Source organism: Olivibacter sp. XZL3, assembly GCF_004368405.1.
Classification (GTDB): domain Bacteria; phylum Bacteroidota; class Bacteroidia; order Sphingobacteriales; family Sphingobacteriaceae; genus Olivibacter.
In genome coordinates this window covers 243,928-267,327 of sequence record NZ_SBJH01000004.1, presented here as the reverse complement: position 1 = coordinate 267,327, position 23,400 = coordinate 243,928, and the positions used below count along the sequence as shown (strand labels likewise).

The following is a 23,400-nucleotide window of genomic DNA, read 5'->3' as shown; positions in this document are numbered from 1 at the left end:
TTTTCCAAAGTACATATAGGTTTGCAACGACCATTTTGCCAAAAATTCAGTAGATAATGAGAAGAGTAATTTTAAACCTTGCAGTTTCTTTAGATGGTTTTATAGAAGGCCCAAACGGAGAGGTTGATTGGTGCATCATGGATGATGATATGGATTTCGAGGCTTTTCTCGCAAGCATCGACACAATATTCTATGGGAGGATAAGTTACGATGCTTGGGGAAATTTCCAACCGGCGGAAAATGAAAGTGCTGCAGAGCAATCGATGTGGCAGGCCATACATGCTAAACGCAAATTCGTCTTTTCCAGTCAGAAAAGGCCAGATGAAAATGCGTCGTACATAGACACGGATATCGCAAAGGAGGTGGCAAACATCAAAAGCCAAAAGGGAAAAGACATTTGGCTATACGGAGGTGCGCGCTTGATAAAAACTTTTATAAACTTAAACCTCATCGACCTGTACAAAATATCCGTTCATCCCATTGCTTTGGGAAGCGGGAAACCTTTGTTTGAAAATCTCAAAGCCCGAATAGGATTAAAATTAACAGATTATAAGGTGTTCAAATCGGGCGTTGTAGAACTTACTTATGAGCCTGAATAAGCATACGCTTAAACCTAGATTACGCGTTAGGAATTAAAACGAAAGGGAATGATCCAAAACAGGCATGAAATAGGGAATGAGGTATACCGGGGTATGGTGAATGAGCTATTGAAATGGATGTAAAGGAGCATTTCATTGCAGTTCATGAGCTAATGCGTATTCTGGGTTAAAGATTACGATTGACCAAACCGAGGGTGTAAAGTAAACTGTGTCAAATAAAGAATTTTTATATTAGACACAGCAAATGGAAAAAGCGGAATTTGATTTTGAGAGCTTCAAAGAGGAAGCAATGAGAGGCCTTTATGAGGGCAAGAAAATGGGCGGTACCGACGGAGTTTTCGCTCCGATGTTGAAACACCTTCTGGAAAGTATGCTTGAAGGTGAGCTGGATCATCATCTACAGGAAAGTAAAGCTTCAGGCGAGGTTAACCGTAAAAATGGGAAGACAAGAAAGACTGTACGTAGCCTTCAGTCCGGACAATTTGAATTGGAGAGCGGTCGTGACCGAAACGGTACTTTCGAGCCTAAGATAGTCCCTAAACGTCAATTGATCATTACAGAGGAGCTTGAAAGCAATGTTATCTCCATGTATGCCAGAGGAATGAGTACACGGGATATTTCAAGCTATGTGAAGGAGATGTATGCCATGGATATATCTGCTACGGAGATCTCCAATATTACAGACAAAGTGATTCCTGCACTGAATGAATGGCGTAACCGTCCGCTTGAATCGGTATATCCTTTTGTATTTCTGGACTGTATGCACTATAAAGTTAAAGACAATGGCAGCGTTCAGACCCGTGCAGTATACAATATACTTGGAGTGAACCGAGATGGTCGAAAAGATCTTATCGGCATCTATCTTTCAGAAAATGAAGGTGCTAAGTTTTGGCTATCGGTACTGACCGATCTGAAACAGCGTGGTGTAGAAGATATCCTGGTCGCCTGCGTCGATGGTTTAAAGGGTTTTCCCGATGCCATCGAAGCCGTATATCCGAAAACCCAGGTTCAACTTTGCATTGTTCATCAGATACGTTCAAGTCTGAGGTATGTTCCGGAGAAAGATAAAAAAGCTGTTGTTGCAGATTTAAAACCTATCTATCAGGCAAATAACCAAGATCAGGGCTATGAAAAGCTACTGGAATTTGACGAAAAATGGGGTAGGAAATATCCGTTATCTGTAAAGGGATGGTTGGATAATTGGGGAAATCTTTCTACTTATTTCGAGTATTCACCCGATATCCGCAGGGCTATTTATACCACAAATGCTATTGAGGCTATGCACCGTCAGATTAGAAAAGTGACCAAAATGAAAGGTGCATTTACATCAGATCAAGCACTCTTGAAGCTGGTTTACCTAACGGTTAAGGAGATATCTAAAAAATGGACCATGCCTATTCGAAATTGGGGATTGACAATGCAACAATTACATATTAAATTTGGGGATAGAATTAAAGCCTTCGGCAACTCCTTTTAGGGTTCGCACTCGAGGCTTGCAGCCTCTGAGCACGAACCCTAAAAGGAGTGATGTGACACAGTTCAGTTTACACTACCACCAAACCTCCATACTCCGTTGTGTAAGGCTAATAAACGATGTTCATTGGTTAATTTCTGCACAGGTCAAAACCTGTCGTACCGCTTATCTTTGGGAATAGATGTGATCCCATTAGGTTTACCCTGTACGATAATGAAAATATCCTTGCTATGAACTTGCTTATGCGTAACGGATTTTTCCGTTTAATTTTTCTGTGGGCTGTCCTATCCTATGTGGCTTCTGCTATGGCGCAGCAACATCAAGTCGAATTCAAAGACGAAAATCTATTGGCTAGGTTTTCCCCGGCGGGGATGACACAGTTGAGCGATCCGCAGGATCCGTACCAGGCGAATATCATCGGCAGGGGACAGGTTTGGGGAAAGGTAAAGCTACTGTATCAGATGCGTTCGGACGGCGATTGGATAGAGCACTATGACTGGGTGGACAGCATGCGGGTGGAATCGCCCGATCAAATTGTGTATACCGATTATAAAACCGGCATGCCGATTCAGGTGGAACGGATTTTTAGTAAAAGTGGTAAAGGGATGGATATGACGATACGGGTGGAGACGAAGATGCAGTATCCCCTCACCGTGGGTGATCTATCGGTTGTTCTCCCTTGGTCAAGGCCGGCAGGAGAGGATCCGAAGCGGATTTTTGAACAGGGCTTTTTAAAGCATCAGTTCTTAAGTGGTGATGGATCTTATATTTATTTTACCCGCGCTAATGGCAAAGGGCCTTATCTTCTATTTTGTGCTAAACCGGGCACGCGTTTGGAATATTTTGAAAGCGAAGGCGGCCAGTATCGGGTATTTATCCATTCGGCCGTTGCGGCCGCTAAAGTGGAAGGTACATGGCGACTGGGAAATACGTCAACGCGTCTGAACGGAGCCCAACAAGCGAATTCGAGTAGGGAATATGGTTTTCATATGGAATGGGCGGATAGCTATGAGGAACTCCGGGACATCCTGGTCGAGCAGGGGCTTATTGATATTCGTGTAACGCCAGGCATGACTTTACCCGCGGGATGGAACAGTCGCTTCGCCCTTCGTACAAAAACGGCCATTGACTCCATCGTTCCCGAATTTAAAGAACAGACGCAACTGCGGACGCTTCCTACGACGCTTTTGCAGCAGCATCTCTATGAAGTGAATTTCTCGCGCTTGGGCGAAAATAAGCTCACGATTTATTATAACCATGGCCAACAACAGACGATGGAATTTTTCGTCACGGAGGCACTGAAGACCTTGATCGAAAAACGGACGGCTTTCATCACCCAAAAACAACAGCATCGGGATTCATCAAAATGGTATAATGGGCTGTATTCCATCTGGGATATGAAAAATAAGGTGCTCCGCGGTCCGGATAACACGGATGGCTTCGATTTCTGGTGGGGTTATGTACTGGCCAGCGACGACCCGGCTTTGTGTAAAGCGCCCTTCGTTGCGGCAAAAAATGTATATGCCCCGGTGGATGAGGAAATCGCTTCGCTGGAGTACTATGTTGAGCATTTTCTATGGGGTGGCTTGCAACGTACCGATAAGGAGAGCTATCCCTATGGCATACACGGTGTGCCTAACTGGCAGGAGGCGCGGGACAGCTCCCTCCGTCTCCGCTCAAGGGATTATAATCTGGATAAGGTGAAAGTATGGCGGGCATACGATTATCCTCATATTTTTATGCTGTATTACCACCTCTTCCAAATTGCGGAATATTATCCCGATAAAGTAAAACACCTGGATGCACCACATTATTTAGAAAGAGCTTATCAAACGGCTAAAGCCTATTTTACCTATCCGTACGAAATCAACTCCTGGTATGATACCTATAAATGGGGCTGCTATAATGAACTGGTATTGGTGCCGATGATGGCCGATCTGGAACGCTATGGAAAGAAAGAGGAGGCCCAGTGGCTGCGGAACGAGTGGGAGAAAAAAGTCAAATACTTTGTTTATGACGATCCATATCCCTACCGCTCCGAATATAGCATAGACCGCACGGCCTTCGAATCGAGCTACGCTTTTGCGAAATATGGTGTGACGACACCGATGAAACCTGATCATAAGCTCTGGTATGACCGCAATCTGCATAAATGGTATTCCCATCCGGAGGTCTTGCCGACAGACAGTCGGAAATTTATGGATGAGCAATTGTGGGCCGGACTGGCGGTGAGAGGCTGGCTCACCCCGTCTTATTATGCACTCGGATCTGACGACTCGGAGGGCGGCGGCCTGAGCTACATGGCACGAATGGGCGGTTGGAGTATCTTAGATTATGGGATTCATTTCGCTGAAAAACCATGGGATTGGCTGCAATTGGGCTATGCTTCTTATCTAAGTTCCTATGCCCTCATCAATTCCGGAACGCCGGAAACGGATTATGGCTACTGGTATCCCGGAAAGGAGAATGACGGTGCTTCAGGCTGGGCTTTTAACACGAAAAAATACGGGCGCATTTGGCTCAAAGAGCGTAGCGTACCGAGGGGGCCTTGGAATTACGACGGGGAAATCGATCTCGGAAATGGTGCCATCATGCGGATGGCCGCCACCTTGATTGCCCACGACCCCTTGTTCGGCTGGATCGCTTATGGAGGTAATTTGGAGGAGCGTAAACAACAATTGCGCATCATTCCGCAGGACGGCTTGAATATTCGCTTTGGCATCTTCACCGGGCAACAGCGCTTGATGTTGGAACTGAGTAGGGATCGGTTTGCAGAAGCACCGATTATTACAGATCGCAGTGCTGAGCAGATAAAATTGCAGATTGATAACCTAAGCGGAAAATCCCATAATCTGGATCTGAAGTTGACGGGTACGGCCGGATCTACCTATCAACTCCGGATGGACGGAAAGCGGATCGCTTCCGTGATGCTAGATGGTGGAAAGGAAAGTATTGTGCCGATCGAACTGCCGGATAAAGGTGCTTCAATTGAACTGATAAAAAACTAATTTACTTTTTGTGCTTTGCTTTAAAAGTGAGTCGGGAAGGATATAACCATGAGGAAGCTCGCCAACGCGCTTTGTCGACCTACCGACAGGCATTGCAGTATCCGAAAAGCGAGCTTCTGGGAGTAAGGGATAAAGTTGGTTAGGAGCTGCCTGGAAGGAATTTTTTTGTTACACCTAAAAGGAAAATGGCGTAACTATGAGGTAATTAACCAGTAAAAAATAGCAAATTATCCAAACAAATCCATTAGCTATCTGTCCTTTTAATATATTAAAATATCTATTTATGAAAAAGTTAACATTATTAGGATTCGGTTTAGCAACGGTTATGATGGCCGCATGTAGCGGTACAGGCTCAGGCGGCTCTGGTGATACGGCCGATACAGCAACCACGGTGGCCGATGGGATGGACAACACCATCGAGCAGGAAAGTGGGGCCAGTCAGGCGGATCTGGATTTCGCAAAGGAGGCCGCGAATGGCGGAATGGCGGAAGTTGCACTGGGAAAACTAGCGCAGAAGAAAGCGACGGATTCGAAAGTGAAGGAGTTTGCAGTGATGATGGTGACCGATCATACCAAGGCAAACGATGAACTGAAGGCTTTGGCCTCATCAAAAAACATTGAATTACCCACCGTGCCTTCCGAGGATAAGCAACAGGCGGAAGAGAAGCTAAGTGCCATGTCGGGCGCCGAATTTGATAAAGCCTACATTACGCAAATGGTAGAAGATCATAAAAAAACAGTAGCACTTTTTGAGACGGCTTCTACCTCGGTAAAGGATGCAGAACTAAAATCGTTTATCGATAAAACCTTGCCGACGTTGAAAACCCACCTTGAACACAGTGAAAGGCTCCAAAAATAGAAGATGTGAATACTTCAGCGCGTGTATAACAGTACTACCTGTTCTTTGAGCTTAGGGTGTCTTCGACGAACCTTATTGTGGATTCTTGTTCAATAGTCGCCGGTGGATTTCTTCATAGCGTGGAAGGTTTTGTTTGTATTTATTTAGATCCCACGTAAAGTTGAAAAATTTTACATATTCTGCAAGCGGTTGTAGACCTACGCTTTTCCTTCGCTCGTCTACGTTGTCCGGATCGATAAGCGGGGCGACGAAGGACTTTTGCGTATCAGGATCTCTAAAAATCTGGCTTCCATAGGTCTGTTTCCTGCCCTCGCGCAAGTCCATGCGATCTTGCAGTAAGGCGAAGTTACTGGGCTCAAGTTTGCCCTGCGCTACGGCTTCTTGCATAAGTGGGAAGTACTTTTTCTGGATAGGCAAGTCTGCATGTTGAATAACGATAAATAGGGTTTGGCTTCCCCGAGGCCCGATAACGTCGGCACCGAGCCATCCCTGTTCGTTCAGAATCTTTTCCACTTCTACTAAATTGAGGGAATCGTTGATTCGGCCTTGTTTCGTGAGGGCGGCAAACTCTTCGGATTCGCTACCGAATTTTTTATATACCGAATCGGCACTTCGGCGAAATCCTTGATCGCGTTCGAAGATCGTATCCAGTTTGGCAATCAGTGCTTTATCGTAATTTTTTTCCTGTCTCTCCTTACTGTTCTTTACCTGCGCTATAATGTTTGGCCAGCGCGGATCTGAGTGTAGCGGCTTTAAATCCTGATCGCTGCTAATATGCGCTAAATCAGTATAATGGCCAGATTTGGCAATCCGCTCCAAGTGGTAGAAAGCGGAGTCTATTTCTTTAGCCCGTGCCCAGGAGCATGCCGCATTGTAGCGGTCGTTGATGGTTCCCTTATCGCCGATGGAAGCGAATGCTTTACTATATGTAATCGCCGATTGACGATATTCTTTTTCAAGATAGAGCTCCATGGCCGACTTTACCAAGCTATCGTAATCGCTTGTTTGTGCAGTCGCCGGGATCGCATAATGACAGAAAACAAGTAATAAAAGGAATTGTAACCGGTACATAGTCTATCGAATTTAGCAAAACGGTCAACCGAAGTTAATGATAATAATTCAATTTGCATAGCACGGTCGCGGAATAACAAACATATCGCTAAAAGCTAAGGTAGAAGTCTATGTAAGTTGCTAGTGGACAAGGTAAAAGGCCTTTTAACTGAGCATAAATCAATTAATACATCAACTGTTCACAAACAAAGCCATTCATTTGCAATACGTCGATTATCCTTTTGGCGTCGTTCATTGGCATGTCGACTCGTAAAATTTTGTCGCAGTCCTCCAAATCAAAACTCCATCTTGCCGAAGGCTTTATTTCATCCAGGTGCGGTCTTAATTGCTGAACATCCGCTTTACATTGGACAGAGGTTTTAAACACAAAAATCATTTTCTAAAGCTCATTATTTTTATAATCCTTTTTTTCCTTCCAGCCAGTAGCCATGCGAAATTATTTTACCTTGGTTTCTGGCTTTTAACACCTTGCGGAAGGCGCGCACCGATTTCGCATTGCCGGTTAATATAAAGTTCGATTGCTGCCATTCGGGCGACTGCACGATCGGCAAGTCGTTTAGCCATTTTTCATTACCGAATGAACCGTTTTTTGTAAAGACAGTACAGTTTTCTAATTGCAGCAGCGAAGCGATGTTTTTGTTCTCTTCGGCTAGCTCTAGATAGAAGTGAAATGGGTGCCGGTTTTTTAGGAGGACCGGTAAGAAGGAGCAAGCAAGCCCTAGAGAAGTCTCGTCGCCGAAAATGATGTACCTTTCTGCCGACGGATCATAATACTTATAGGGGCGCGGTGGGTTGATGTTCACTTTATCTCCCACGCTTAAATTTCCCATGAAGGAGCTTCCCGGAGCTTCTCCATGTAAATGCGCGATTAACTCAAGTATTCCACCCGCGGCATTTACGTAAGAAACGGTATATCGTCTGGCTTCCGTATCGCTGACACGGAAGTCGATAAAACTGCCCACGCCAAAATTTAGCTTTTTAATATTTCCTTTAAATTGGATTCGCTTGACGGTATTGGATAAATATTCGACTTTGGAAACAACCATGGACGAAGATTTGGAAGATAGAAGACGGTCGAAAACATCGAATACCCACTTTGGTGCACTTGGCATAATCTTTTATTTTTTCGACAAAGGAACCAAGAATAGGTAGTCCAGAAAAGACTAAAACAAGGTAAGTATTGGATTATTCGAGGTTTTTCTTTCGGAAGGATAAAGCCGTAACGCCGACGAGTTTAGTAAACAGTCTGGAAAAGTAGGGATAATCGTCATAACCTAGTTCGAAGGCTATTTCTTTCACTGATTTGTTGGAGTGGTAAAGTGAACGTTTCGCTTCCAGTATGACCCGTTGTTGGATATGATGACTTACGGATTGGCCGGTAGTCTTTTTGATACATTCGTTTAAATAAACGGTAGATACGTTTAGCTTTTTTGCATAATCTCTTGGACGCTTGACGACCCGGAAATCACGTTCCAATATCGATTTGAATGCTTTGGCAATCACTTCAAATCTGGAAAGTTTTTCTGTCGGTTTAGCGTGTGCTAAATACTGGGAAGCGATCAGCAAAGCCAGCGTGTTGCAACTCTCCCGCAATATGGAGTGGTATAATGCCTGATGCTTATGCCGGAAGAATTTGATGCAGAGTGCCATGGTATCGGAAACGATGGCAAACCTGTCGGCACCCAGCTTTAAGGGGCTTGCAGGTGCTATTTCCTGTAGTGTATTAAGGGTTTCGGGCGCTAGCTTATCCTGACTGATGATCAGTACCCGGAAGTTTACGTCTTCAACGGCTATTACTCGATGCACCTGATTCGGTTGTATATAGATTACAGCGGCTCCTTCTACTTCATGTCTTTGAAAATCGATTTCAAAAGTGATCCTCCCTTTATCTTGAACACAAAATAGATGGTAATCATCGCGGTGCGCTTGCTTAGCTTCATCATATAGTTCCAATTCCTTTGAGGAGGCGGTTTCTATGAAAATATCGGTTCCGAATGTATCGGCCATTGTGTTCAGCGGAATGGAATTCGGGGCTTTATGCATGTTTGTATTCAAGTTCGTTCCCATTTGTTCCTTAGCAAAGTTTGGTGATATTTTCTTTTATATCATAGAACGCCCATTTTTATCGGACGCTACAACTGGCCTAAGATACATATTTGGCCGTTTAGATCTTCAATATTGAAATAAGGTTGGCTGAACTCAATTACCTAGGCATTCGCTGGTAACCGATTAGATGGTAAAGCGTGGTATGGATTGGTTTTATGTCCCAATTTCTCTATTTTGGGCCATCAAATTTTAAACATGGTTAATTCAGAGCCCTACGCATCCTTCAAATATCCAGAGTTTAATCGCTTTCTTCTCGTCCGTTTTGCCATCGTCTTCGCCTGGTCGATGCAATTTGTGGTGATCGAATGGGAAGTTTATAGCATCACCAAATCGCCTTTGGCCTTAGGGTATATCGGCCTTCTGGAGGTCATTCCGGCTGTGCTGATGGCATTATTTGCCGGGCACGTGGCCGATAGAAAGGATAACCGAACGCTTTTGATGAATTGTATTGCTGGCTTTTCTGTGATCAGTTTGGGTTTGTTTTTACTAACCTGGCCGCTTATCGTTGCCGGCATGTCATCGCAAACCGTACTACTAGGCATCTATGCGTTGGTTTTTCTTGGTGGATTTGTTCGGGCTTTTATAGGCCCTACCGTGTTTTCATTGATGGCCTTTATTTTACCCAGGCGATTATACCCCAATGGCGCTACCTGGAACAGTACGGCCGGGCAGTTGGCTCGTGTGTTGGGGCCTGCCTTGGGCGGTTTTACCATCGGTATGATCGGTGTACATTGGTCGATGTGTGTTATCCTCGTGTTTTCGTTGCTGGCGCTGATTACGCTAACCGGTATCAGCAAAAAGCCAATCAAGCATAAGGAGACCGAGCAATCGGTATGGAATAGCCTCACCGAAGGTTTGCGCTTTGTGTATCGTGAGAAATCTGTTTTAGGGGCGATTACATTAGACATGGTAGCCGTGTTGTTTGGCGGTGCGGTGGCCATTCTACCCGTTTTTGCACAAGACATTTTAAAAGTGGGTTCGGAGGGCTTCGGTATCTTGCGGGCGGCCCCTGCGGTAGGTACTTCGATGATTATGATTGTATCGGCCTACTTCCCTTTGTATAAAAATGCGGGCATGAAATTGTTATCCATGGTTTTTGGCTTTGGATTAAGCATTTTGGTTTTCGGTCTGTCTACCAATTTTTGGCTATCGGTTGTGGCACTCTTTTTCAGTGGTGTGACGGACGGTGTTTCGATGATCATTCGGGATACGATTTTACAACTGCGAACACCTGACGCTATGCGGGGGAGAGTGGCCTCCGTGAATGCTGTTTTTGTCGGATCGTCCAACGAGTTGGGTGCCTTTGAAAGCGGACTGACTGCACGCTTGATGGGGACGGTTACCTCGGTGGTTTTTGGAGGTACGATGACCTTACTCACCGTTCTTACCACTGGTATAGCGTTACCTTCTTTCAGAAAATTAGATTTGGAAGAGGATCTAAAGAAGCAGTTGACGGAATGAGGCGATTATGTTCAACTTCGAGGTCGTCAGGGCGGAAATTATAGCGCAAATTGTTTAGTTTCAGAATTTTAATGCCTATTTTTGATTGACCAATAGCCTTTATGATGCGGAACGCTTACCTATTATGTGCTTTTCTTTGGCTGTTCTTTTTTAACCGGACAGTTGGTTTATCCAGGGCAGATGAACTGAGGTTTAAACATTTAACGTTTAATGAAGGGCTGGTGCAAAGCCCGGTAACGGCTATGCTGCAAGACCATCGGGGTTTTGTTTGGATTGGTAATTGGAAGGGTCTAATTCGCTACGACGGCTACGAATTTAAGGAATTCTCGTATAGGAAAGGCAAGCAGGGCGGCATAAGTAACGGTAGAGTAAACGCGATCTTCGAAGATAAAACGGGTTTTTTATGGATTGGAACAGCTAACGGCTTAAATCGATACAATCCGCAAACGGAATCTTTTGAGTATTTTGGTTCGAGTCAGCTCAAAGGTGGAAAAAATTATATTTCGGGCATTACACAGGACTGGGAGGGAACAATATGGGTCTCTACTTTCGCAGGCCTGTTCCCGGTAGATATTGCGCACTGCCGATTAGCAGAAGAACCGCTGTTTGCGGGTACTGTTTATACGCTTTTTCTGGATGCGGTATCCGATTTGTGGATTGGAACGAAAACAGGTGTACGCTGCTTTAATCCTTATCGGCGGCGAAAATTAGAACTTCCAACGCTGTTGAAGAATGATATCAAGTTAAATCAATCGAAAATACTGTTTATCAGGCAAGATCAGGATTCCGGCTATTGGTTCGGTACGGAAGAAGACGGTTTAATCTATTATAAGCCTGAAGCAGAAAGCTTGATAACCTTTACTGAACAGAACAGCGCCCTAGCTTCGAATATGATAAAAGATATGGTGTTCGATCATGAACACCGCTTATGGATTGGGACGCGTGGTGGGATTAGCGTGTATAACCCTCGCTTGCATACCTTCACGGCTTATCGGCATGTCGCCGATAATCCCTTTAGTATTTACGATAACAGCGTATGGAGTCTGATGATCGACCGGGATCACCATATCTGGGTAGGCACTTTTTCGGGAGCCATCAGTTATGCAACACCCAATAATACCAATTTTAGCAACATCGGGGGAGATGGCGCAAAGCGCATGGAATTTCAAAATCGTATCGCGCATGCACTGGTACCGGATGGAATACAAGCGCTTTGGGTTGGTACTTTTGGCGGAGGGTTACACCACCTGGATTATAAACATAATCGGATTGCGCATTATGCAATTCCTTCAAACGATCGTGTATTGGCAAGTCAACATATTAAGAGTATGGCGCTTGACGATCGACAAAGACTATGGCTAGGTACGTTAAATGGGCTTTTTGCCTTCAATACGCTTACTCATAAGTTTACAAATTACTCCCTGTCTTTTCCGGAAGGTAAACTGAGCGCACGTCTCATTAATAGCATTATCACGACACCAGATGGACTCTGGGCAGGAGCTAACGGGGGCGGTTTATTCTTTATCCCCAACGAAGGGAAACCCCGACATTATAGTTATGAAAAGGGTAAAGAAGGCGTATTGAGCGATAATTTTGTGAATACCCTACTGGCGGATGATCAACAGGGGATGTGGGTGGGAACACAAAACGGTTTGGATTATTTTGATTATCGGCAAAATAAAGTGACACGTACATATCGTAAAAACGCAGATACACCCCTGCTAAGCAACGATATCCAAACTCTTTACTATGATAGTAAAAAAAGGTTGTGGGTAGGCACAGAAGGAGGTGGTCTCTATTATTTTGATACGGCTAGCGCAACCTTTTATCCGCTGAATGCGACCTTGGGTTTGACGGATAATGCCATACATACATTGCTTGAAGATCCGAACGGGAACTTATGGGTGAGTACGGATAATGGCCTGTTTATGATTGCTTTCAAAACATTTAAGCCCCCATTCAAACGTGCCGATCTGCAGGTGAGCCATTATACTTCCCAACATGGGCTGTCTGGAAACATGTATATGGCGAATGCTGGATATGCCAGTAGTGATGGTACGCTCTTTTTTGGAGGAATGAATGGTTTGACCTATTTTTCGCCCGACCGACTTTATCGGAATCGCAAAGCGCCAAAGGTGGTCTTAACAGATTTTATGATTCCCAATCAATCGGTGCCTATCAGTGCGGACAATGGAAAGGCGTCACTTCAACAGCTTGTTCCTGCCAGTAGGCGTATTGTGTTAAGGCATGATGAGAATTATATCAGTATAAAATATGCCGGCATCAATTACGTAAATCCTGAAAATAACCGCTATGCCTACCGGCTTGAGGGCCTTCCCAATGACGTGGGCTGGCATGATGTAGGTAAAGAACGGATCGCGAATTATACGAACCTGGATCCCGGGGAATATGTGTTTAAAGTAAAGGCAGCCAATAATGACGGTATTTGGAGCGAAGAGACGACCATCTTGCGGATAAAGGTATTGAGCCCGCTTTGGAAAACCTGGTGGGCCTACACGCTCTATGCTATAGTGGGCTTGTCTATTTTTGTCTCGGTATTGCGCTTTATACGCGGCAAAGAATTGCTTAAACGGGATCTCTTGCATGAACATCAAAAGTTGGAGTTTTTTACCTATATCTCCCACGAGATCCGCACGCCTTTAACCCTCATGCTTGCACCGCTTGATCGTATGGTGAAACAATATGGGGATGATGGAGCGATGGCTAAATACCTCCATTTGATGGATAACAATGCAAAACGGTTGAAAAAGCTGATCAATGAACTGCTGGATTTCCGAAAGATTGAATATGGGAAAATGAAGCTTTATTACACGGCCGTTAACCCGACTTCCCTGTTGCATGAAACGTATCTTCCTTTTGTAGGTTTGGCAGAGCAGAAGAAGGTAAGGTTTCAGTTGATGCAAGAAGACTGCCCGGATATATTGTATGTTGATAAGGACCAATTGGATAAGGTATTCGCTAATTTGTTGGGAAATGCCTTCAAGTTTGTCCCGATAGGTGGAGAGGTACAGGTAAAAATCAGGAGAGACCTTTATCATGGAAAATCTATGTTGGCGGTTTACATAGGGGATAGCGGCCCGGGCATACCGGAAGGAGAAAAAAAACATTTGTTTCACTTATTCTGGCAGGCTTCTAATGAGAACCAATTTAACCGGGGGACGGGCATTGGTTTGGCACTGGCTAAAAAGATTGTCGAGCTGCACGGTGGCTTTATCACCTATACAAGAAAAGATGGTTTTAGTTGGTTTGCCGTCTTCCTGCCGGAGCAGTTGCTTCCCCTAGAGGCAGAAAATGTGCTGCCAGATTATATCCTGAAAGAAATCGGTTTGCCAGAAGGCGAAGATAACGGGCGCTTGCCAGTAGGGTCGAATATGCCTGAAGATCATCTCCGGGAGAAAAAGAAGAGAAGGATATTGGTGGTAGATGACCATGCGGATATGCGTGTTTTTCTGCAAGACACCTTGCAGGGATCTTACGAGGTGGTCGTCGCGGAAGATGGAGAGGATGCTTGGCAGTTAGCAGTACGGGAAATGCCCGATCTTATTATCAGCGATGTGATGATGCCGAAAGTAAACGGCCTAGCTTTTTGCGAACAAATTAAAAAGGATGAACAGACCAATCATATACCGGTTGTTTTGCTAACGGCGAAAACAGCAGATATCCATAAATTGGAGGGGCTAACGGTGGGTGCGGATCTATATATTACGAAGCCTTTTTCGTTGGATATGCTCTTGTTGCAAGTGCATAATTTGTTAGAGACAAAAGACTCATTACGGCGAAAATATAGTCAACAGCTCGTACTGAAGCCACTCGATATTGTGGCCAATACACAGGAAGAACACTTTCTGCAAAAACTGCTGCTCCTTATCGAAGAACACCTGGAAGATGCCTCTTTCGGTGTACCCGAACTGGCGGAAGCTATTGGTATGAGCAAGAGCGTACTTTACAATAAGGTACAGGCAATTACGAATCTCTCCATTGCTAATTTTATCAAGTCGGTCCGCTTGCACAAGGCTGCTTCCTATTTAAGTGAAGGGAAGTGCTCCATTGCTGAAGTGGCCTTTGCGGTGGGATTTAATGACCGCAAATACTTTAGTAAAGAGTTTCGGAAGGTGTTCAACTGTGCACCCTCGGCCTATTTGGAAAGTCAGCTCGCGCCGCTGTCCGAAAAGCCGAAAGTTTAGGAACCGCTCGCCTAGTCAGCTAAATAAGGAAGATTTTACCCCTTATTTCGGATGATAGTACCCCCTTTGGTTAGTGGTGTGGACTTACTTTTGTCCAGATCAAATAACCTATAATATGCAAATAACAACCAATTACAAACAGCTGGGCTGTCGCAAGTCGGTTATTAGGAGTATGAGTCTGTTTTTTTTAGTAAGCATACTTATGCCGATGATGGCGGCCGGACAAACCACCATGAAAGGTACGGTAAGAGACACCGTAGGAATACCTTTGCCGGGTGTAAGCATACAAGTGAAGGGTACCGGGATACAATCTTCTACCGATGCAAACGGTCAATTCCAATTAAGCGCAGAAGCGGATGCGCCTATACTCGTTTTTTCATATGTCGGCTTTATAACCAAGGAAGTGCCTTATGCGGGAGAAGCATTGCTCAATGTCATCTTAAATGCGGATAATACGTCGCTTGACGAGGTGGTGGTAGTGGGTTACGGGACACAGAGGAAGAGTGATGTCACTGGTGCTGTTGCTTCTTTCAGTGCCGAAAAACTGCAATTGCAAAGTATGCCCAACACCAGTATCAGCCAGTCCTTACAAGGCAGAATTCCCGGTTTGTCGGTTACCACAACGGCCGCTGATGCCGAAGGTAATAGCAACGAGTTGCAGGTGCGGGGAAGGAACTCGATCACAGCCGGTAATGCCCCACTGGTGGTGGTAGATGGAATCCCTTTTGCGGATCAGCTTTCTGAAATCAATCCGAATGACATCGCATCCATCGATGTGTTGAAAGATGCGTCGGCCGCGGCAATTTATGGTTCGCGCGCGGCGAATGGTGTGATTCTGGTGACTACCAAGAAAGGGAAAACGGGGGCTCCGCAAGTGTCTTATAATGGTTTTTTTGGATTGGATGAAATTGCGCATTTACCCAATATGATGGATGCCGCTAGTTTTTATCAGACCAAAGTAGACCGTTATGGGGAAGGAGCCTTAACGCGTACAGAAATTGACTCGAGGGCAGCGGGTGTGAACACCGATTGGATTGACTTGGCGACGCGTACCGGTACACGGCAGCAACATGCGATCGCTATTTCGGGTGGAAGTGAGGCGACCCGTTATTATTTCTCAGGAGCTTTTAATGAAGTGAAAGGCATCGCTAAAAATGATGATTTTAAACGTATCAATTTAAGGATAAACCTCGACACCAAAATAACGCCCTGGCTTACCATAGGTACCAATACGCAATTCGGCTATTACAATCGCGATCATATGGCCGCTAGCTTTTCGGGTGCTTTTGATATGAATCCGCTGGCATTGCCTTATGAAGAGGATGGACAAACGCTCCGGATTTTTCCCTGGTCGGAAGATGCTTTCTTTACCAACCCGCTACAGGGTTTTGATGTTTTGCAGGAAGACCGTACCCGGTCTGTGCTTTCCAATAATTTCGTGAAGATCGATGTACCTTTTATCCCCGGTTTATCGTATAAACTGAATACGGGGTATACCTACCGCTATCGCGGCGTAGAGGCGTATTATGGTCGAAATACCCGCAATGGCCTGCAGCAAGGAGGCGTATCTGAGATTGATAATTGGGCAAACGAAGATTGGATTATAGAAAACATTCTGGATTATGATCGAACTTTTGGTAATCACCATATCGCGTTTACAGGTCTTTATAGTGCGCAACGCAGAGTGAATAAAAATCACGACCTGGATGCAAGTGGCTTCCCTAGTGACATTATGACGAATTACCAGAACAGTTTGGCTACGGTTTGGAATCCTACTGATCAGTACAATTCGCAACAGTATATCTCGCAGATGGCCCGTTTGAACTATTCTTATTTGGGCAAGTACCTGCTAACCTTAACTGCTCGAAGAGATGGTTATTCGGCCTTTGGTGAAGACTCAAAGTTCGGTATCTTCCCTTCGGTTGCCCTTGGCTGGAATATGCATGAAGAGGCTTTTATCAAAACCACGGACTGGCTCGATCAGTTGAAATGGCGGGTGTCTTACGGTAAAAATGGTAATCAGGCCATCGATCCGTATTCAACGCTGCCACAATTGCAACCACTGCCTTACCTTGATAATGACAAGCAAACGGCTATCGGTTTTTACCCGTCGCGGTTGGGAGACCCGGCCTTGGGATGGGAAACAACCAAGCAGTTTAATGTGGGCGCAGATTTTGCAATGCTGAAGAACCGAGTGGTTGGCAGTATCGACTATTACCGTGCAGAAACGACCGACCTGCTACTCGATAAACTTATATCGCCCGTTAATGGAACGAAAAGTATTCGCCAAAACATCGGTAAAACAACGAACCGCGGGATTGACCTGGCCATCTCCGGTATCGCGGTTGATAAGAAGGACTTCAATTGGACGGTAGATCTCAATTTTTCGCATTACAAAAATAAAATTGTGGATGTTGGCCTTTATGACGCAGCGGGTAACCCCGTTGATTATGTGGATAACCGTTGGTTTATCGGGCAACCTATTAGCGTGAATTACAGCTATATTTTTGATGGCATCTGGCAGGAGGGAGACGATATCGCTAACTCAGCGCAGCCTACGGCTAACCCGGGCGATGTCCGGGTGAAGGATGTGAATAACGATGGAACGATTAGCGCGGCAGATCGGGACATTATCGGTTCAACAGTGCCTTCTTTCACTGCGGGCATTACCAACACTTTTCGTTATAAAAACCTTTCCTTGAGTTTTTTCATCCGGACCGTGCAGGGGGTTACCAAATTTAATGAGTTGATGAATAGCTATTTTGATGGTCGGACGCGCACGTTAAATCGTAGCTTTTGGACGCCGGAAAACCCGATTAATACCTTTCCAGCGAACAGAGATGATTCGAATCCCTTTGGTGTCATTTATTTCGGTAAACAGAACAATGCAAGTTTTATCCGCCTAAATGATGTGACCTTGAAATATCAGTTTTCAGCGTCTCAGTTGAAGCGTATTGGCTTGCATCAGTTGGAGGTGTTTATCAATGCTAAAAATCTGACGACGATTACCCATTGGGAGGGGCTCGATCCAGAGTTGAGCAGCCAACGTGCTATTCCACAAACGCGTGCCTACCTCCTTGGATTACGTTTCGGGATATAAAAAGAGTGTATGAATGCGATCTGCAAAACTAAAAGACCAAAAAACAGACAGATGAAATCGATAACAAAAATATACGGCGCGGGCCTGCTGTTCTGCTGCCTACTTGTGACTGCTTGTAACGAAGCAGAATTTTTGAAAGAAAAGCCGAAAGATGCGATTTATTCGGAAAATCTCTTTGTGAACTACAGTGGATTCAGGATGGCTGTCAATGCTTTGCTGGATTTTCCGCGACAAGAACGGGCAGATATGATCCAGTCGGCCGAACTGTCCTGTATCTGGAAAATTGGTGTAGACAATGGTTGGGCTAATGCAGAACTGTCTTGGACACGTGGCTTAAGTCGCTATACGGTTGATCTGAATGCCGAAATGCAATTGATTAACCGGGATACAGAAGGCCGGGACGGATTGTTTCTGATTCTTTACCGGGCCATTAGCTCGGCAAATATGATCGTCGCCCGCTCGGCTGATCCGCAGGTCGATTGGGAAGGGGCAACGGTGGAAGCGAATGAGGCGAACAGAAATTTGATTGTTGCACATGCGAGGTTGATCCGGGCATGGGCTTATAGACATTTGGCGCTTACCTTTGGCGCTGTGCCTTTGAATATTGAAGAAGTGGACGGACTGAATTACCGTAATGATTGGGATCGAAATTCTGTGTCGGAAATTCAAAGTCAGATTATTCAGGACCTACAGTTTGCCGAGCAATATTTACCTGACTTTTCAACCGACGTTCTGATTTTACCGAGGGTTATTGCACAGCACTATCTGGCTGAAATATACCTGTGGATGGACGATCCTGCGCGGGCCGAGGAAGAAGCATTGAAAGTTGTGAACAATACGCATTATAAATTGATTACCACCCGTTATGGGATGCGGCAAAATGAACCGGGGGTGCCCTTTATGGATCAGTTTTATAACGGGAATATCTTGCCCTCTCAGGGGAATACCGAGGCGTTATGGGTTTTTCCTAATTCAGATGTAATTGATTACCTCGGCGCCAGAGCTAATTCCATGCGGCGCTCTTGGATTCCCAATTACAGTGCTTATGCGCCCTATACACCGGAAAACGGCGGTCGTGGCATCGGTCGTTTGGCCATCACGGCTTGGGCCTTTTCTATTTACGAGGAGCAGGACGATCGCTTTAGCCCATATGCTGTTCGTAAAAGCTATACAGGCTATGAAGGGGAAGTCATCGAAACGCAAATGGATGAGGTGAACATGACTTTGAACAACAACCAATGGGCAAGCACCCGTAAATGGGATTGGACCTATACGGATCCTGACTTGTGGAATGCAACGCACTCTTTTGCGGATCAGGCCTATCTCCGTCTTTCGGAAACCTATTTGTTGTTGGCCGAAGCACAAATGAAGCTCGGGAAACTGGCCGATGCAGCTGTCTGGATCAATCAAGTGCGTCAACGCGCCAATGCCCGTGCAATAACAGCAGGCGAGGTAACGCTTGATTTTATTCTGGATGAACGTTCGCGTGAGCTAATTACCGAAGAACATCGTCGGGAAACCTTGGTGCGGACCGGCAAACTGGTCGAACGTACGCGTTTGTACAATCCGCTGGCGCAAGACATTCAGGATTATCACGTGTTGCTGCCAATTCCGCAATATGTGATTGATGCCAATACCGGAAAGCCTATGCAACAGAATCCGGGCTATAATTAACTTGTAGTACTCACTCCTAAATACAACCATAATGCTGAAAAACATTGCTTTCGTCGTACTTTTTTTATTGGCTAGCGTTACCGTCAAAGGGCAGTCGGAGCCGATCCAACATATCCTTGGTCGCAATCTGTTAAGTCTAAATGGTAGTTGGCAGTACATCATTGATCCCTACGAGATGGGTTTTTACGATTACCGCCATGAGCCGTTTGAGAACTCGGCTTCGGGTAAGGGCGGTTTTTATGATGATCGGAAGCAGCGGGATAAAACGGAACTTATTGAATATAGTTTTGATGATTCGCCTTCTTTACAGGTGCCGGGCGATTGGAATTCCCAGGCGGAAAAATTGGCGCTCTATGAAGGGACTGTGTGGTATCGTAAAAAATTTAGCGTGCATCTTACACCAGGTAATAAATACTTGCTTTATTTTGGAGCAGCTAATTATGAAGCGCATGTGTATCTCAACGGAAAAAAGTTAGGAATGCACAAGGGTGGTTTTACGCCTTTTCAGTTTGAGGTGGGGTCGCAGCTGGTGGATGGGGAGAATTCGCTGGTGGTGAAGGTGGATAACAATCGGGCGCAGGACGAGATTCCTACCATTAATACCGATTGGTGGAATTATGGTGGACTTACCCGCGATGTATACCTGGCAACATTGCCCGCAGGTTATATTCAGGATTATAAGATTCAGCTGGCACCCGGCTCTGGTAATCGACTGGAAGGATACATCCAACTTGCAGACAGTATAGTAAATGAGGTAGTTACGTTAAGTATTCCGGAAGCAGGGATACAACTGGCTTTAAAAACGGATCCTCAGGGCCGGGCAAGTTTTAGTCATCCGCTTAAAAAGATCCACTATTGGACTCCCGATATGCCGAAGCTATACGATGTGCAAATAAAAACGGCTGAGGAGGAATTGCGCGATCGGATCGGATTCCGTACAATTGTTACCAAAGGGCAGGATATCTTGTTAAATGGGCAATCGCTCTTTTTACGCGGTGTATCGATACACGACGAAAATCCTTTGATTCCCGGCCGATTGCGGTCGGAAGGAGATATGCGCATGCTTTTGCAATGGGCTAAAGATATGGGGTGCAATTATGTACGCTTGGCACATTATCCGCATAATGAAAAAATGATCCGTCTGGCCGATGAAATGGGCTTGCTGGTGTGGGCTGAAATACCGGTGTACTGGACGATCTCGTGGGAAAATGTTGCAACCTACCAGAACGCAGCTAAACAGCTCAGCGATCTGGTCAGTCGCGATAAAAATCGTGCAAGCGTTATCATTTGGTCGGTTGGCAATGAAACACCGTTGAGCGGCGCCCGCTATAACTTTATGAGCAGCTTGGCAAAGTTAGCGCGATCCAAAGATAACAGCCGGCTGATATCGGCCGCCTTGGAAGTACATCGCGATGGGTACAAGGTGATTGTAAACGATTCGCTGGGCGAATTATTGGATGTGGTTAGTTTCAACGAGTATGGGGGATGGTATTGGGGAGGGGTGCCGGAGGAATTGCGTAAATATCAGGTGGAGATTGCCTATGATAAACCGGTTGTTATTTCGGAATTCGGCGGAGACGCGTTAGCTGGGTTTCACGGTGATGAGCACACGCGTTGGTCGGAAGAGTACCAAGAATCGCTCTATATTCATCAGTTGGATTTCCTTTCTGGTATAAAGGGATTGAGGGGGATGACCCCTTGGGTGTTGGTCGATTTCCGCTCGCCTCGGCGCCAGCATCCATACTTTCAGGATTTTTGGAATCGAAAAGGATTATACGCTTCGAGCGGCGAGAAAAAGAAGGCTTTCTATATCCTCAAAGCCTACTACGACCGGATTCGCAAAAAATATCACTAACAATTTTATAAACCTAAAATGATTATTATGACTACAGCAATTCAATTATTGATCGGGCTGATCATGCTGACGGCCTGTACCAAATCCAATCTTACTGACAACGAAAATACGCTGGAGCCCGTTGTCCTTGATACCAGTCTACGAAACTTGTCGCCTTTTCCCTTTGGTGCCGCCGTGAATGTGGGTTTGCTTAAGAATAATAACAATTACCGTCAATTGGTGGTCAGGGAGTTTAATAGTTTAACTCCAGAGAATGCCATGAAGACCCGGTTTATCCATCCGCAGCAGGATACCTACGCTTGGGCAGATGCAGACTATCTCGTGGATTTTGCCGATGAACATAACATGCGTGTGCATGGACATACGTTGGTATGGTACAAGAATTTGCCCGACTGGATCATTAATTTTCAGGGAGATTCTATTGCATGGGAGCAGTTGTTCCGCTCGCATATCCAAACCGTTGTAAGTCGTTATAAGGGGCGTATCGGCTCTTGGGATGTGGTAAATGAAGCGCTGAATAATGAAGGGACAGGAATGAGACCATCGCTATGGCTGACCAAACTCGGACCTGATTATATAGCACGGGCCTTCCAATACGCGCATGACGCAGATCCGGATGCGCTGCTGTTTTATAACGATTACGGTAATGAGTATGGTCCTACTAAAAGAAATGCGATTATCAATCTTGTGAAAGGACTAAAGGATGCCGGTGTACCGATTCACGGCGTCGGTATGCAGATGCATACGCGTGTAAACCGTGAAGATCAATTTCATGCTTCGGCGATCACCAATACGGCTACTGAAACGGGTTTGCTGATTCATATAGCGGAGTTGGACATCGCCGTGAATCCAGACAATAATCCCGACTTGGTGTTTACCGAAACATTGGCTGCACAGCAGGCCCAGAAATACGGTCATATCGTCGAAACGTTTACTGGTATCAATACGAATCAACGCTTTGGTATTACGACTTGGAATGTAACCGACGGAGACTCGTGGATTCCCGGAACCTATAACCGTCCGGACTGGCCGTTGCCGTTTGATGCCAGTTATCAGCGAAAACCTGCTTATGATAGCATCATAGCAGTTTTTGAGTAAATGTTGTGAAGTCTGAATCGCCTAGGAATCCAGACTAAAGCCGAAGTCGAGCCGGTAAGATGCCGAAATACTAATTTTACAACAAACTATCGATCCGCTGTAATGGCCTGCACCCGGATACCCATCTGTTGGAAACGGGCATAAATGCTTTTGGCGAATAGCAATGCTTGTTCGCTGTCGCCATGAATACAGAGGGTTTCTGCGGTAATAGCTATCGGCGTTCCATTTGTGCCGCTTACCTGTTGGTTTTGTACCATAGAAATAACTTGGTCAATGGCCGTTTCCTCTTCCAGAATGATACTGTTAGGCTGGTTGCGCGGGGTCAAGGAACCGTCCGGCTGATAGGTGCGGTCGGCAAACACCTCACGGGCTACCGGAAGTCCTACTTGCTGGCCAGCGGTAATCAATTGGCTACCGGATAAACCGTATAAAATCAGTTTGGGGTTAAAATCGGCTACAGCCTGTGCAATTGCCAGCGCCAAGTGCGAGTTGGCCGCCGCCATGTTGTATAAGGCTCCATGTGGTTTTACGTGATGTAGGGATGCCTGTTCAGCACGTGCAAAGGCATCGAGTGCGCCGATTTGATAGAGGGTAAGCTGATAAACCTCTTTTGCGGTTAAGTGTAAGGCTCGTCGACCAAAATGCTCTCTGTCGGGAAAGCCAGGATGGGCGCCGATTGCTATACCCCGTTGGATAGCCGCTCGTACGGTATTTTGCATAATAGCAGGGCTTCCGGCATGAAAAGCACAGGCTATGTTGACCGACGAGACATAAGCCATCAGGGCAGTATCCAGATCGAATCCGTTATTGGGACCAAGGCCTTCGCCCATATCGCAGTTAATGTCTATGGTATACATGTCATTTATCTTTGTCTCTTTGCGCCCTATGTT

Annotated in this window: 14 protein-coding genes; 10 read left to right on the top strand and 4 right to left on the bottom strand. The window is 45.5% G+C overall.

The features are described from left to right. The first annotated feature begins 56 nt into the window (after positions 1 to 56). The 4 genes from EPX21_RS01820 (at position 57) to EPX21_RS01805 (ending at position 5,940) form a co-directional block, all read left to right on the top strand. Positions 57 to 599 carry a dihydrofolate reductase family protein gene (locus tag EPX21_RS01820; RefSeq protein ID WP_134087965.1) on the top strand — a complete coding sequence of 181 codons (543 nt, stop codon included), beginning with the start codon at positions 57 to 59 and terminating at the stop codon, positions 597 to 599. A gap of 244 nt (positions 600 to 843) precedes the next feature. Continuing rightward, on the top strand, positions 844 to 2,076 hold the full coding sequence (locus EPX21_RS01815; RefSeq protein ID WP_134087964.1) for an IS256 family transposase: 1,233 nt from the start codon (positions 844 to 846) through the stop codon (positions 2,074 to 2,076). Between the two features lie 227 nt (positions 2,077 to 2,303). Next, positions 2,304 to 5,081, top strand: coding sequence for a DUF5695 domain-containing protein (locus tag EPX21_RS01810; RefSeq protein ID WP_134087963.1), 2,778 nt, complete (start codon positions 2,304 to 2,306; stop codon positions 5,079 to 5,081). A gap of 283 nt (positions 5,082 to 5,364) precedes the next feature. Then, the gene (locus tag EPX21_RS01805; protein ID WP_206105971.1) at positions 5,365 to 5,940 is read left to right on the top strand and encodes a DUF4142 domain-containing protein; all 576 of its coding nucleotides are present in this window, start codon (positions 5,365 to 5,367) and stop codon (positions 5,938 to 5,940) included. A 72-nt stretch (positions 5,941 to 6,012) separates the two neighbouring features. Here EPX21_RS01805 and EPX21_RS01800 read toward each other — a convergent pair whose 3' ends face one another. From EPX21_RS01800 to EPX21_RS01785, 3 genes are all read right to left on the bottom strand, one after another. Continuing rightward, entirely contained in the window at positions 6,013 to 7,011 is a 999-nt protein-coding gene (locus EPX21_RS01800; RefSeq protein WP_134087962.1) for a DUF6624 domain-containing protein, read from the bottom strand. Positions 7,012 to 7,406: 395 nt separating this feature from the next. Beyond that, on the bottom strand, positions 7,407 to 8,123 hold the full coding sequence (locus EPX21_RS01790) for an FAD-binding oxidoreductase (protein ID WP_134087960.1): 717 nt from the start codon (positions 8,121 to 8,123) through the stop codon (positions 7,407 to 7,409). Between the two features lie 73 nt (positions 8,124 to 8,196). After that, a complete protein-coding gene (locus EPX21_RS01785; RefSeq protein ID WP_240768469.1) occupies positions 8,197 to 9,078 on the bottom strand; it encodes an AraC family transcriptional regulator in 882 nt (293 codons plus the stop codon). Between the two features lie 234 nt (positions 9,079 to 9,312). Here EPX21_RS01785 and EPX21_RS01780 point away from each other — a divergent pair, with 234 nt between their 5' ends. From EPX21_RS01780 to EPX21_RS01755, 6 genes are all read left to right on the top strand, one after another. Further along, on the top strand, positions 9,313 to 10,578 hold the full coding sequence (locus EPX21_RS01780) for an MFS transporter (protein WP_134087959.1): 1,266 nt from the start codon (positions 9,313 to 9,315) through the stop codon (positions 10,576 to 10,578). Between the two features lie 101 nt (positions 10,579 to 10,679). Continuing rightward, the gene (locus EPX21_RS01775) at positions 10,680 to 14,783 is read left to right on the top strand and encodes a hybrid sensor histidine kinase/response regulator transcription factor (RefSeq protein WP_134087958.1); all 4,104 of its coding nucleotides are present in this window, start codon (positions 10,680 to 10,682) and stop codon (positions 14,781 to 14,783) included. A gap of 115 nt (positions 14,784 to 14,898) precedes the next feature. After that, positions 14,899 to 17,883, top strand: a complete 2,985-nt coding sequence (locus tag EPX21_RS01770; RefSeq protein ID WP_134087957.1) for a TonB-dependent receptor — start codon at positions 14,899 to 14,901, stop codon at positions 17,881 to 17,883. A gap of 51 nt (positions 17,884 to 17,934) precedes the next feature. Beyond that, entirely contained in the window at positions 17,935 to 19,557 is a 1,623-nt protein-coding gene (locus EPX21_RS01765) for a RagB/SusD family nutrient uptake outer membrane protein (RefSeq protein ID WP_134087956.1), read from the top strand. A gap of 31 nt (positions 19,558 to 19,588) precedes the next feature. After that, positions 19,589 to 21,412, top strand: coding sequence for a glycoside hydrolase family 2 protein (locus EPX21_RS01760; RefSeq protein WP_134087955.1), 1,824 nt, complete (start codon positions 19,589 to 19,591; stop codon positions 21,410 to 21,412). 27 nt (positions 21,413 to 21,439) lie between these two features. After that, positions 21,440 to 22,510 carry an endo-1,4-beta-xylanase gene (locus tag EPX21_RS01755; protein WP_134087954.1) on the top strand — a complete coding sequence of 357 codons (1,071 nt, stop codon included), beginning with the start codon at positions 21,440 to 21,442 and terminating at the stop codon, positions 22,508 to 22,510. 86 nt (positions 22,511 to 22,596) lie between these two features. Here EPX21_RS01755 and EPX21_RS01750 read toward each other — a convergent pair whose 3' ends face one another. Continuing rightward, a complete protein-coding gene (locus EPX21_RS01750) occupies positions 22,597 to 23,367 on the bottom strand; it encodes a LamB/YcsF family protein (protein WP_134087953.1) in 771 nt (256 codons plus the stop codon). Between the last annotated feature and the right edge of the window lie 33 nt (positions 23,368 to 23,400).

Excerpts from the sequence above, each read along its gene's own strand:
- EPX21_RS01810 (WP_134087963.1), top strand. The coding sequence starts at position 2,304 with ATGAACTTGCTTATGCGTAACGGATTTTTCCGTTTAATTTTTCTGTGG.
- EPX21_RS01775 (WP_134087958.1), top strand. The coding sequence starts at position 10,680 with ATGATGCGGAACGCTTACCTATTATGTGCTTTTCTTTGGCTGTTCTTT.
- EPX21_RS01790 (WP_134087960.1), bottom strand. The coding sequence starts at position 8,123 with ATGCCAAGTGCACCAAAGTGGGTATTCGATGTTTTCGACCGTCTTCTA.
- EPX21_RS01770 (WP_134087957.1), top strand. The coding sequence starts at position 14,899 with ATGCAAATAACAACCAATTACAAACAGCTGGGCTGTCGCAAGTCGGTT.
- EPX21_RS01815 (WP_134087964.1), top strand. The coding sequence starts at position 844 with ATGGAAAAAGCGGAATTTGATTTTGAGAGCTTCAAAGAGGAAGCAATG.
- EPX21_RS01755 (WP_134087954.1), top strand. The coding sequence starts at position 21,440 with ATGACTACAGCAATTCAATTATTGATCGGGCTGATCATGCTGACGGCC.
- EPX21_RS01785 (WP_240768469.1), bottom strand. The coding sequence starts at position 9,078 with ATGGGAACGAACTTGAATACAAACATGCATAAAGCCCCGAATTCCATT.
- EPX21_RS01800 (WP_134087962.1), bottom strand. The coding sequence starts at position 7,011 with ATGTACCGGTTACAATTCCTTTTATTACTTGTTTTCTGTCATTATGCG.
- EPX21_RS01780 (WP_134087959.1), top strand. The coding sequence starts at position 9,313 with ATGGTTAATTCAGAGCCCTACGCATCCTTCAAATATCCAGAGTTTAAT.
- EPX21_RS01805 (WP_206105971.1), top strand. The coding sequence starts at position 5,365 with ATGAAAAAGTTAACATTATTAGGATTCGGTTTAGCAACGGTTATGATG.
- EPX21_RS01760 (WP_134087955.1), top strand. The coding sequence starts at position 19,589 with ATGCTGAAAAACATTGCTTTCGTCGTACTTTTTTTATTGGCTAGCGTT.
- EPX21_RS01765 (WP_134087956.1), top strand. The coding sequence starts at position 17,935 with ATGAAATCGATAACAAAAATATACGGCGCGGGCCTGCTGTTCTGCTGC.
- EPX21_RS01750 (WP_134087953.1), bottom strand. The coding sequence starts at position 23,367 with ATGTATACCATAGACATTAACTGCGATATGGGCGAAGGCCTTGGTCCC.
- EPX21_RS01820 (WP_134087965.1), top strand. The coding sequence starts at position 57 with ATGAGAAGAGTAATTTTAAACCTTGCAGTTTCTTTAGATGGTTTTATA.